Below are 12380 nucleotides of genomic sequence, written 5' to 3' on the forward strand. Positions count from 1 at the left end.
TCCGGGCCCATGATGCGAAGCAGTGACTCTTCGGTACCCCAGCCCCAGGAGTGCGCATGTCGACCACCCGCCCGCCCGTCAACGTCGACGTCGGGTCGGCACCACCGACCGGGGCGGCCGACGCGCTGCTGCGGCTCGGCAAGCACCTGCGCAAGGGGGAGGTGTCGGACGACCTGCGCCAGCTGTTCCTCAAGGGCGGGCGTGAGGGCGACGTCTTCTACCGGGACCGCTGGTCGCACGACAAGGTGGTGCGCTCGACGCACGGCGTGAACTGCACGGGCTCCTGCTCGTGGAAGGTGTACGTCAAGGACGGCATCATCACCTGGGAGACGCAGCAGACGGACTACCCGTCCGTCGGGCCCGACTCCCCGGAGTACGAGCCGCGGGGCTGCCCCCGCGGCGCGGCGTTCTCCTGGTACACCTACTCGCCCACGCGGGTGCGGTACCCGTACGTGCGCGGCGTGCTGCTGCAGGCGTACCGCGACGCGAAGGCGGCCGTCGGCGGGGACCCGGTGCTCGCCTGGGAGCGGCTGACCTCCGACCCGGCGACGGCGCGGGCGTACAAGTCGGCGCGCGGCAAGGGCGGCCTGGTGCGGGCCACGTGGGACGAGGCGGCGGAGATCGTCGCGGCGGCGCACGTCCACACGATCAAGGCGCACGGCCCCGACCGGATCGCGGGCTTCTCCCCCATCCCGGCGATGTCGATGGTGTCGCACGGCGTCGGGGCGCGGTTCGTGCAGATGCTGGGCGGCACGATGCTGTCGTTCTACGACTGGTACGCGGACCTGCCGGTCGCGTCCCCGCAGGTCTTCGGCGACCAGACGGACGTGCCGGAGTCGGCGGACTGGTGGAACTCGTCCTACCTCATCATGTGGGGCTCGAACATCCCGGTGACCCGCACCCCGGACGCGCACTTCATGGCGGAGTCGCGCTACCGCGGCACCAAGGTCGTGTCGGTCTCCCCCGACTACGCGGACAACACGAAGTTCGCCGACCAGTGGCTGGCCCCGCAGCCGGGCACGGACGGCGCGCTGGCCCTGGCGATGGGGCACGTCATCATGCGCGAGTTCCTCGTGGACCGGCGCACCCCGCGGTTCGCGGACTACCTCAAGCGGTACGCCGACGCGCCCTTCCTGGTGCGCCTGGACGAGCGCGACGGCGCGTACGTGCCCGGCAAGTTCCTCACCGCGGCCGACGTGGACGACGCGACCCTGCCGGGCGCGTCGACGGCGGCGAACGCGCACTTCCGCACCCTGCTGCTCGACGCCGACGGCGCCCTCGTCGCCCCGAACGGCACGCTCGCCGACCGGTACGGCGAGGCGGGCGAGGGGAGGTGGAACCTCGACCTGGGGGACGTCGACCCGCTGCTGTCGGTGGCGGACGCGCCCGGCTGGGCGGACCAGGGCGGCGGCCCCGACGAGCGGGGCACCGCGGCGGTGCTGCTGCCCCGGTTCGACGTCGTCCCCGACGCCTCCGGCGACCCGGCGAGCGACGCGGCGGCGCACGCCGCCCACCTCGGCGGCGCGGGCGTGCTGACCCGCGGGGTGCCGACGCGCCGCGTGGGCGGGCACCTGGTGACGACCGTCTTCGACCTGCTGCTGGCGCAGTACGGCGTCGAGCGGCGGGACCTGGGGCTGCCGGGCGAGTGGCCCACGGGTTACGACGACGCCGCCGGCCCCGGCACCCCGGCGTGGCAGGAGGAGATCACGGGCGTGCGGGCCGCGGACGCCGCGCAGATCGGGCGGGAGTTCGCGCAGAACGCGGAGGACTCCGACGGCCGCTCGATGATCATCATGGGCGCCGGCGCGAACCACTGGTTCCACTCCGACACGATCTACCGCGCGTTCCTCACCCTCACGACGATCACGGGCTGCCAGGGGGTCAACGGCGGCGGGTGGGCGCACTACGTGGGCCAGGAGAAGTGCCGGCCGATCACGGGGTGGGCGCAGTACGCGGGCGGCCTGGACTGGGTGCGCCCGCCGCGCCAGATGATCGGCACGGGCTGGTTCTACCTCGCCACGGACCAGTGGCGGTACGACGGGATGCCGGCCGACGCGCTCTCCTCGCCCCTGGCCCCCGGACGGCTCAAGGGCCGCACGACCGCGGACTCGCTGGTCGAGTCGGCGCAGCGCGGCTGGATGCCGAGCTACCCGACCTTCGACCGCAACCCGCTGGACCTGGTCGACGAGGCGCGCGCGGCGGGCAAGGAGCCCGAGGCGCACGTCGTGGACGAGCTCCGGTCGGGCCGGCTGCGGTTCGCCTGCGAGGACCCGGACGACCCGGCGAACTTCCCGCGCGTGCTCACGGTGTGGCGGGCCAACATCCTCGGCTCCTCCGGCAAGGGCAACGAGTACTTCCTCAAGCACCTGCTGGGCACGGACTCCGCGGTGTTCGCGGAGGAGAGCGGGCCCGACCGCCGCCCGCGCTCGATGACGTGGCGCGACGAGGCGCCCCGCGGCAAGCTCGACCTGCTGGTCACGATGGACTTCCGCATGACCAGCACCACCCTGTACTCCGACGTCGTGCTGCCGGCGGCCACCTGGTACGAGAAGCACGACCTGTCGAGCACGGACATGCACCCGTTCGTGCACTCGTTCAACCCGGCGATCGCCCCGCCGTGGCAGACGCGCACCGACTTCGACACCTTCCACACGCTGGCGCGCCGGGTGTCCGAGCTGGCCGGGACCCACCTCGGGGTGCGCGAGGACCTGGTCGCGACGCCGCTGCTGCACGACACCCCCGACGAGCTGGCGGTGCCCCACGGCACCCTCACCGACGCGGGGTCGCCCGTCACCGAGCGCGAGCTCGTGCCCGGCGTGACCATGCCTCGGCTGCAGGTGGTGCGGCGCGACTACCCCGCGTTCGCCGCGCGGATGGCCGCCCTCGGCCCGCTCGCGGAGACCATGGGCATGGTCACCAAGGGGGTGACCTTCCGGCCGGACGAGGAGGTGCGGCGCCTCGGGGAGCGCAACGGCCTCGTGCCGGACGGCCCCACCGCGGGCCGCCCGCGCCTGGACCAGGACACGCACGCGTGCGAGACGATCCTCGCGCTGTCGGGCACCACCAACGGCCGCCTGGCCGTGCAGGGCTTCCAGGACCTGGAGAAGCGCACCGGGCAGCGGCTCGCCGACCTCGCGATGGACGAGCAGGCCAAGCGCGTCACGTTCCCCGACGTGCAGTCGCGCCCGACGCCGGTCGTGACGTCGCCGGAGTGGTCCGGGTCGGAGCACGGCGGGCGCCGGTACACGGCCTTCGCGATCAACGTGGAGCGGCTCAAGCCCTGGCACACCCTCACCGGGCGCCAGCACTTCTACCTCGACCACGACTGGATGATCGAGCTCGGCGAGCAGCTGCCCGTCTACCGGCCGCCGCTGGACCTGCACCGCCTGTACGGCGACTCCCCCGTGCCGGGCAGCACCGCGGACGGCACCAGCACGGGCGGCAGCGCCGACCAGGTCGCGGTCGCCGTGCGGTACCTGACGCCGCATTCCAAGTGGTCGATCCACTCGGAGTACCAGGACAACCTGTTCATGCTGTCGCTCTCGCGCGGCGGCCCCAACGTGTGGATGAGCCCGCAGGACGCCGAGAAGATCGGCGTCAAGGACAACGAGTGGATCGAGGCCGTGAACCGCAACGGCGTCGTGGTCGCCCGCGCCGTCGTCTCCCACCGCATGCCCGAGGGCACCGTGTACATGCACCACGCCACCGACCGCACCGTCGACGTGCCGCTCTCCGAGACGTCCGGGCTGCGCGGCGGCATCCACAACTCCCTGACGCGGATCCTGCTCAAGCCCACCCACCTGGCCGGCGGGTACGGGCAGTTCACCTTCGCGTTCAACTACCTCGGCCCCACCGGCAACCAGCGCGACGAGGTGACCGTCATCCGGCGCCGTTCCCAGGAGGTGCGTTACTCGTGAAGGTCATGGCGCAGATGTCGATGGTGATGAACCTCGACAAGTGCATCGGCTGCCACACCTGCTCGGTCACCTGCAAGCAGGCGTGGACGAACCGCACCGGCACCGAGTACGTCTGGTTCAACAACGTCGAGACCCGCCCGGGCCTCGGCTACCCCCGCACCTACGAGGACCAGGAGACCTGGCAGGGCGGCTGGGTGCGCACCAAGCGAGGCAAGCTCAAGCTCCGCGCGGGCGGCCGGGCCAAGAAGCTCGCGTCGATCTTCCACAACCCGAAGCTGCCGTCGATCCACGACTACTACGAGCCGTGGACCTACGAGTACGACATGCTGCTCAACGCGCCGCAGGGCCCGAACACCCCGGTGGCGAAGCCGAAGTCGCTGCTCACCGGCGACGACATGAGCATCCAGTGGTCGGCCAACTGGGACGACGACCTCGGCGGCTCCACGGCGACCATGCAGGACGACCCGATCCTCAAGCACATGAGCGAGCACGTCGCCGAGGAGCTCGAGCAGACGTTCATGTTCTACCTGCCGCGCATCTGCGAGCACTGCCTCAACCCGTCGTGCGTCGCCTCCTGCCCGTCGGGCGCGATGTACAAGCGGGTGGAGGACGGCATCGTGCTGGTGGACCAGGACCAGTGCCGCGGCTGGCGCATGTGCGTCACCGGCTGCCCGTACAAGAAGGTCTACTTCAACCACAAGACCGGCAAGGCCGAGAAGTGCACGCTGTGCTACCCGCGCATCGAGGTCGGGCTGCCCACCGTCTGCTCCGAGACCTGCGTGGGCCGCCTGCGCTACCTCGGCCTCGTGCTGTACGACGCGGACAAGGTCGGCGCGGCCGCCGCCATCGAGGACGAGCACGACCTCCTGGCCGCCCAGCGCTCCGTCTTCCTCGACCCGGACGACCCCGAGGTGATCGCCGCGGCGCGGCGCGAGGGCATCCCGGACGACTGGATCGACGCCGCGCAGCGCTCCCCCATCTGGAAGCTCATCCACGACTACGAGGTGGCGCTGCCCCTGCACCCGGAGTACCGGACGCTGCCGATGGTCTGGTACATCCCGCCGCTGTCGCCCGTGGTCGACGTGGTCGCCAGCTCCGGCAACGACGGCGAGGACGGACGCACCCTGTTCGCCGCGATCTCCCAGCTGCGGATCCCGCTGGAGTACCTCGCGGGGCTGTTCACCGCGGGCGACACCGGGCCCGTCGAACGGGTGCTGCGCAAGCTCGCCGCCATGCGCTCCGGCATGCGCGAGGTCAACCTGGGCCGGGAGTTCCCCGAGGAGAACGCCGCCGCCGTCGGCATGACCGGCAGCCAGGTGCAGGAGATGTACCGGCTGCTGGCCATCGCGAAGTACGAGGAGCGGTACGTCATCCCCACCGCGCACACCGAGGTGGCGCGCGAGCTGGAGGAGATGGCCTGCTCGCTCGACTTCGAGGGCGGGCCCGGCATGGGCGGAGCCGGGCCGTTCGGCTCGTCGTCGGGCCAGTCCGTGCCCGTGGCCGTGGAGAACTTCCACGCCCTGGCCGCCCGCCAGACGGCGGACTCCCCCTACGGGCCGTCGACCCCCGGGCGCGTCAACCTCCTCAACTGGGACGGCAACGGCCGCCCGTCGGGGCTGTTCCCGCCCGGGGACGAACCGGGCCGGCCCGACGGCCGGCGAGGGGACCAGCAGGGGGACCAGCAGGGGGACCAGCGATGATCCTCGCCTTCCTGCCCCGGCCGGGGGTGCGCGCCAAGCGGCTCGACCCGCTCGCCCCGGTGCCGCTGCGCGACGCCGACCGCGCCGTCGCGCACATGGCCGCCTCGCTCCTGCTGGCCTACCCGGACGCCGCGACCCGGGAGGCCGCCGGCACCGTCCGCGACGCCGTCGCGGGGCTGCCCGCGCCGGTCCGCGACCGGCTCGCGGGCCTGGCCACGACCCTGCTCGACGGCGACCCCGACACCCTGCAGGCCGACTACGTCGCCACGTTCGACCTCAAGCGCCGGTGCGCGATGTACCTGTCGTACTACGCGGCCGGCGACACGCGGAGGCGCGGCCTCGCGCTGGTCCGCTTCGTCGAGGCGTACCGCGCGGCCGGGTTCGAGACCACCGGCGAGGAGCTGCCGGACTACCTGCCCACCGTGCTCGAGCTGTCCGCCCGCGGCGGCCCGGACGGCGCCCGGATCGCCGGCGCGCTGCTGGCCGCCCACCGGGACGGCATCGAGGTGCTGCGCTCCGCGCTCGCCGCCCAGCACTCGCCCTGGACGGCCGCGGTCGAGGCCGTCTGCCTCACCCTGCCGCCCGTCGACGCCGCGACCGCCGAGCGGGTCGCCGACCTCGTGGCGGCGGGCCCGCCGGCCGAGCTGGTCGGGCTGAGCGGCTACGGGGACAGCGGGCACGGGGACGAGGGAAGGGACCTGCCATGGGCCTGACGGAGGCTTCCGCCGACCAGATCATCCTGTGGGTCGTGGTGCCCTACGTGACCTTCGCCGTGCTGGTGGTCGGGTCGGTCTGGCGCTACCGCTACGACAAGTTCGGCTGGACCACCCGCTCCAGCGAGCTGTACGAGAAGCGGCTGCTGCGGTACGGCTCCCCGCTCTTCCACTTCGGGCTGCTGTTCGTGATCCTCGGGCACTTCCTCGGCCTCGTGATCCCGAAGACGTGGACCGAGGCCGTGGGCGTCTCCGAGGCCCAGTACCACTTCGTGGCGACGTCGATGGGCTCGCTCGCGGCGCTCGTCGCCGTCGCCGGGCTGCTCATCCTCATCTACCGCCGGCGCTCCACCGGCCCCGTCTTCCTCGCGACCACCCGCATGGACAAGACCATGTACGTGTTCCTCGCGGGCTCCCTCCTGTCGGGCGCGTGGGCGACCGTGCAGACCCAGCTGCTGTCCCCCGGGCACGGCTACGACTACCGGGAGACCATCTCGCCCTGGTTCCGGTCGCTCTGGTACCTGCAGCCCGAGCCGGCGCTCATGGCGGGCGTGCCCGCCGCGTTCCAGGTCCACATCACGCTGGCGATGCTGCTGTTCGCCCTGTGGCCGTTCACGCGGCTCGTGCACGCGTTCTCCGCCCCCGTGCAGTACCCCTTCCGTCCGTACGTGGTCTACCGCTCGCGCGAGGCGTCCGTGTCGTCGCGAGCGCCGCGCCGCGGCTGGGACCAGCCCGGCACCCCGCCCCGCTGACCCCGCACGCACCGACCGATCCGTCCGCCTCGAAGGAGGACCCATGACCTCGGCAGCAACCCCCGGCCCGACCTCGGCGTCGAGCACCACGGCCGTGCAGGGCAACACGACCCAGCTCGCCCTCGCGACGGCCGGCTTCGCGATCTGCTTCTGGGCGTGGGCCCTGCTCGGCCCCCTGGGCAACAGCTACGGGCAGCTGTACCACCTGTCCGACTTCGAGGTGTCGGTGCTGGTCGCGGTCCCGGTGATCGTCGGCTCGCTGGGCCGGATCCCGATCGGCGCCCTCACCGACCGGTTCGGCGCCAAGGTGATGTTCCCGCTGTGCAGCGCGCTGACGATCGTGCCCGTGCTGTTCATCGGGTTCGTCGCGAACAGCCTGGTCTGGCTGCTGATCGGCGGGTTCTTCCTCGGCCTCGGCGGCACGACCTTCGCGATCGGCGTCCCGTTCGTCAACAACTGGTACCCGCCGGCCCGGCGCGGCACCGCCATCGGCATCTTCGGCGCCGGCATGGGCGGCACGGCGATCGCGTCGTTCTCCACCGTGCCGATCCGCGACGCGTGGGGCGACGGCGCGCCGTTCGTCATCGTCTCGGTGTTCCTCGCCGCGTTCGCCCTCCTGTCGCGCGCGCTGCTGCGGGACTCCCCCGCCTGGACCCCCGGCTCCGGCGGGGGCATGTGGGCGCGCACCTGGGCCACGCTGAAGATCCCCGCCACCCTGCAGCTGTCCTGGCTCTACGCCATCGGCTTCGGCGGCTTCGTCGCCTTCTCCGTCTACCTGCCGACCTTCCTGCAGAACGCGTACGACCTCAGCGCCAGCGACGCGTCGTTCCGCACCGCCGGGTTCGTGGTGCTCGCGGTGATCTGCCGGCCGCTCGGCGGCACCCTGTCGGACAAGGTGGGCGGGGTGGCGGTGAACCTCGTGTGCTACGCCGTCGTCACCGTCGGCGCCGCCGTCATCCTCTTCCAGCCGGCCCTCGTCCCCGGCGCGACGATCGCGTTCCTCGCGATGGCGGCCGCGCTCGGCGGGTCCTCGGGAGCGACGTTCGCCCTCGTGGCGAAGATGGCGCCGCCCGGGACGGTGGGCGCCGTGACCGGCGTCGTCGGCGCGGCCGGCGGTCTCGGCGGGTTCATCCCTCCGCTGATCATGGGCGCGGTGTACGGCGCGAACGGCAACTACGGGATCGGGTTCGGCCTCCTCGCGCTGACCGCCCTGCTCACGCTGCTGTTCACGTTCGGCCCGGTGCGCAAGCGCGTGCAGGCGAACGCCGGATGACGGGACGCCCTCCCGCCCCCGCACAGCGCCGGCCGCCCGCCGGTGAGGCGCCGGTCGCCCGCACGACACGTCCCCGGCCTAGCGTGGCCTCATGAGCACCCCGAGCAGGCCGCGGAGCCTGGCCGAGCACGTCGCCGCCGTGCTGGCCCGCGTCGCGCCGCTGCCGGTGCAGGACGTCGGGCTGGCGGACCTCGCCGTCGAGCCGCCCGGCCGCACCCTCGGCGCGGAGGTCCGCGCCGTCGCGCTCGTGCCGCCGTTCGACGCCGCCGCCATGGACGGCTACGCCGTGCGGCTGGCCGACCTGCCCGCCGACGGCTCCCCCGTGACGCTGCCCGTCGTCGGCGACCTCCGCCCCGGCTCGCCCCCGGGTCGTCGTGAGCGCGGTCCGGACGGGGCGGTGCGCATCATGACGGGCGCGCCGGTGCCCGGGTGGGCGGACGCCGTCGTGCCCGTGGAGCGCACGTCGACGGGCCGGTTCGTCGCGGGCGGCCCGACGACGGAGCGCGTGGTGACGCTCGCCCGCCAGGACCGCGCGCACGTGCGGCACCGCGGCGAGGACGTGCGCCCCGGCGACCTGCTCGGCGTGACCGGCGCCGCCGTGACGCCCGCGCTGGTCGCGGTCGCGGCCTCCGCCGGGCTGTCGGCGCTGCCCGTGCGGCGGCGACCCCGCGTCGCGGTCCTGTCCACCGGCTCGGAGCTCGTCGCGGCCGGCGCCGCGGTGGGCGCGGGCCGCATCCCCGACTCCAACTCGCTGCTGCTCGCCGCCCTCGCCCGGGCCGCGGGGGCGGACGTCGTCCGCGTGGGCGCCGTCCCCGACGACGCCGACGCCCTGCCCGCCGCCCTCGACGAGGTCGTGGACCGCGGGGACCTCGGTGGGCCGGGCGCGGTCGACCTGGTCGTCACGACGGGCGGGGTGTCCGCGGGGGCGTCGGACGTGGTGCGCGCGGTGCTCGCCGCCGACGACCCCCGGCTGGCCGACGTGGACGTCGCCGCCGTCGCGCTGCGCCCGGGCCGCCCGCAGGCGCTGGCCCGCTGGCGGGGCGTGCCGTGGGTGGCCCTGCCCGGCAACCCCGTGAGCGCGTTCGTGTCGTTCGCGCTGTTCGTGCGGCCGGCGGTCGCGGCGCTCGCGGGCCGGGAGCCCGCCCGCCCGGTGTCCCGGCCCGCCGCCGAGGCGTGGGCGAGCCCGCCGGGGCGCACGCACGTCGTGCCGGTGCGGACCCTGCCCTCCGGGGCGGTCGAGCGCGCCGCGGCGCCGGGGGCGGGACGCGACGGCGCGGGCGGGCACGCCACGTCCGCCCTGCTCGGCGCGGACGGCCTCGCCCTCGTGCCGCCCGACGTCGAGAAGGTCGAGGCCGGCGACCTCGTCGACGTGCTGCCCCTCGACCTGCCGTTCGGCCTGCGCTGAGCGGGGCGACCGGCATGACGACCACCCCCGGGCCCGCACCCGAGCCGCAGGACGGCTTCGACGCCGTCGTCCTCGCCGGCGGGCGCGCGACGCGCCTGGGTGGCGTGCCCAAGCCGACGGTCGTGCTCGACGGCGCCACGCTGCTGGACCGCGCTCTGGCCGCCACGCGCGACGCCGCCCGCACCGTCGTCGTCGGGCCCGACGCGGCGGTACCCGCCGGGCGGGACGTGCTCGTCGCGCGCGAGGACCCGCCGTTCGGCGGGCCGGTCGCAGGGCTGGACGCCGGCCTGCGCGCGCTCGACCGCGCGCACGACCGCGCGCGCTCTCCCCACGCCGCCCCGACGTGGGTGCTGGTGCTCGCCGTGGACGTGCCGCGCGCCGCGGAGGCCGTGCCGCTGCTGCGCGCCGCCGTCGCGCCGGCCGCCGCGCCTGCCGTCGAGCCTGCCGTCGAGCCTGCCGTCGAGCCTGCCGTCGAGCCTGCCGTCGACGGGGCCTACCTGGTGCGCGCCGGCCACGCGCAGTGGCTGGTGGGGGCGTACCGCCGCGACGCGCTGCGCCGCGCGCTCGCCGCCCTCTCGGGGCCCGAGGGCCTGACCGGGCTGCCGGTGCGGCGCCTGGTGGCGGGGCTGGCGTGCCGCGAGGTCCCGGACGTGGACGGCGTCAGCGCGGACGTCGACACCTGGGACGACGTGCGACGCCTTACGGTAGGACTCCACGACGTCTCCGCCGTCACCGCCGACACCCACCGCTGGGGAGGACACCGATGACCGACCAGACGCCCCGCGCCGCCGAGCCGGGCTCCAGCACCCTGGACCGCTGGGTGGACGCCCTCGAGGCCGAGCTGGGGCTGCCGCCCCGCAGCGTCGACGTCGGCGCGGTCCTCGACCTCGCCCGGGACGCCGCGCACCAGGTCGCGCGGCCCGCCGCCCCCGTCACCGCCTACGCCGTCGGGTACGCGGCCGGCCTCGCCGCCGCGCGGGGCGACGGCTCCGACGCCCTGGAGCGCGCGACGACGGCCGCCCTGTCCTGGCAGGACCCGGGCCCGAGCGGCGCACGGGCCGACGCGGGCTCGGGGAGCTGATCGGATGACGACCGTCTCGCTGGGGATGCCGCGGCTGCCGGGTGCGGGGGTGCCGGACGCCCGCCTGCCCGCGGACCGGCCCGCCACGGGCGGGCTCGTGGACCGGTTCGGCCGCGTCGCCACCGACCTGCGGGTCTCCCTCACCGACCGCTGCAACCTGCGCTGCACGTACTGCATGCCGGCCGAGGGCCTGCCCACGCTGCCGAAGGACTCGGTGATGACGCGCGAGGAGATCGTGCGGCTCGTCGGGATCGCGACGCGCGACCTGGGCGTCCGGCAGGTGCGCTTCACCGGCGGCGAGCCGCTGCTGCGCGGCGACCTCGTCGAGATCGTGCGCGAGTGCGCCGCCCTGCCGCAGCGCCCCGAGCTGAGCCTCACGACCAACGCCGTCGGCCTCGACTCCCGCGCCGCCGCGCTGCGGGAGGCGGGCCTGGACCGCGTCAACGTCTCGCTCGACACCCTCGACCCGGACACCTTCGCCACGCTCGCCCGCCGCCCGTTCCTCGCCCGCACGCTCGCGGGGATCGACGCGGCGGCCCGCGAGTTCGACCTCGTGAAGATCAACGCGGTGCTGGTGCGCGGCGTCAACCTCGACCACGCCGCCGAGCTCCTCGCCTGGTGCCTGGAGCGCGGCTTCGAGCTGCGGTTCATCGAGCAGATGCCGCTCGACGCCGACCACGCGTGGGACCGTGACGCGATGGTCACCGCCGCCGAGGTGCGCGAGCAGGTCGGCACCCGCTTCGCCCTCGAGCCCGACGAGGAGCCGCGCGACGGCGCCCCGGCGGAGCGGTTCGTCGTGCGAGGCCTGGACGGCGCGGACGGGTCCGCCCGTCTGGGCCGGGTCGGCATCATCGCGTCGGTGACCGAGCCGTTCTGCGACGACTGCCGCCGCACCCGCCTCACGGCCGAGGGCGGCGTGCGCGACTGCCTGTTCGCGCACACCGAGACCGACCTGCTGGGCCCGCTGCGCGCGGGCGCCGACGACGCGGTCCTGGCCGACCTGTGGCGCGGAGCCATGTGGCGCAAGCAGGCCGGTCACGGCATGAGCGACACGGGCTCCGGCACCGACCTCGACAGCTCGAGCTTCACGCAGCCCGAGCGCACCATGAGCGCCATCGGAGGATGACGATGACGGACCAGCTGACGGACCGGCTGACCGACCGGCCGACCGACCCGGCGGCGCCCGCCGTCGAGCGGACGGTGACGCTGCGCTACTTCGCCGCCGCCCGGGCCGCCCTGGGCCGCGCGGAGGAGTCGCTCGCCGTCCCGCCCGGCGCGACCGTCGCCGACGTCGTCGCCCGCCTCGCCGCTGCCGATCCCGCGGCCGAGCCCGTGCTCGCCCGGTGCAGCGTGCTGCTCGACGGCCGCCGGGCCACGCCGTCCGACGTCGTGCCGGACGGCGCGAGCCTCGACCTGCTGCCGCCCTTCGCGGGCGGCTGACCCGCCCACGCATCGAGCGTGCTGACAATAACCAAGAAAGGCGCGTTCGCTGATGATGTCACAACGCGCGATTCCGAGGCGGCACCCCACCCCGTGGGG

At 74.6% G+C, this 12380-nt stretch carries 10 protein-coding genes; all 10 read left to right on the forward strand.

The window, feature by feature from the left end; genetic code table 11:
• Positions 1-56: 56 nt before the first annotated feature.
• The 10 genes from ACFU5J_RS16415 to ACFU5J_RS16460 all read left to right on the forward strand — a co-directional run bounded on the left by ACFU5J_RS16415 (position 57) and on the right by ACFU5J_RS16460 (position 12281).
• Positions 57-3917, forward strand: coding sequence for a nitrate reductase subunit alpha (locus tag ACFU5J_RS16415; RefSeq protein ID WP_430579427.1), 3861 nt, complete (start codon positions 57-59; stop codon positions 3915-3917).
• Positions 3914-5617, forward strand: coding sequence for a nitrate reductase subunit beta (gene narH, locus ACFU5J_RS16420; protein ID WP_430579428.1), 1704 nt, complete (start codon positions 3914-3916; stop codon positions 5615-5617). The genes ACFU5J_RS16415 and narH overlap by 4 nt, the downstream gene beginning before the upstream one ends.
• Positions 5614-6330, forward strand: a complete 717-nt coding sequence (gene narJ / locus ACFU5J_RS16425) for a nitrate reductase molybdenum cofactor assembly chaperone (RefSeq protein ID WP_430577315.1) — start codon at positions 5614-5616, stop codon at positions 6328-6330. Before narH ends, narJ begins: the two co-directional genes overlap by 4 nt.
• The gene (gene narI, locus ACFU5J_RS16430) at positions 6321-7082 is read left to right on the forward strand and encodes a respiratory nitrate reductase subunit gamma (RefSeq protein ID WP_430577314.1); all 762 of its coding nucleotides are present in this window, start codon (positions 6321-6323) and stop codon (positions 7080-7082) included. The genes narJ and narI overlap by 10 nt, the downstream gene beginning before the upstream one ends.
• Before the next feature lie 43 nt (positions 7083-7125).
• Complete coding sequence (locus ACFU5J_RS16435; RefSeq protein WP_430577313.1) at positions 7126-8355, forward strand: nitrate/nitrite transporter; 1230 nt, start codon at positions 7126-7128, stop codon at positions 8353-8355.
• Positions 8356-8446: 91 nt separating this feature from the next.
• Complete coding sequence (glp, locus tag ACFU5J_RS16440) at positions 8447-9760, forward strand: gephyrin-like molybdotransferase Glp (protein ID WP_430579429.1); 1314 nt, start codon at positions 8447-8449, stop codon at positions 9758-9760.
• 14 nt (positions 9761-9774) lie between these two features.
• Complete coding sequence (locus ACFU5J_RS16445) at positions 9775-10527, forward strand: molybdenum cofactor guanylyltransferase (RefSeq protein ID WP_430579430.1); 753 nt, start codon at positions 9775-9777, stop codon at positions 10525-10527.
• Entirely contained in the window at positions 10524-10841 is a 318-nt protein-coding gene (locus tag ACFU5J_RS16450; protein ID WP_430579431.1) for a DUF6457 domain-containing protein, read from the forward strand. The genes ACFU5J_RS16445 and ACFU5J_RS16450 overlap by 4 nt, the downstream gene beginning before the upstream one ends.
• 4 nt (positions 10842-10845) lie before the next feature.
• Entirely contained in the window at positions 10846-11967 is a 1122-nt protein-coding gene (gene moaA / locus ACFU5J_RS16455; protein ID WP_430579432.1) for a GTP 3',8-cyclase MoaA, read from the forward strand.
• A gap of 2 nt (positions 11968-11969) precedes the next feature.
• Complete coding sequence (locus ACFU5J_RS16460; RefSeq protein ID WP_430579433.1) at positions 11970-12281, forward strand: MoaD/ThiS family protein; 312 nt, start codon at positions 11970-11972, stop codon at positions 12279-12281.
• Positions 12282-12380: the final 99 nt, after the last annotated feature.

The sequence above is a fragment of the Isoptericola sp. NPDC057559 genome, from assembly GCF_042801555.1.
In the GTDB taxonomy this organism is placed as follows: domain Bacteria; phylum Actinomycetota; class Actinomycetes; order Actinomycetales; family Cellulomonadaceae; genus Isoptericola.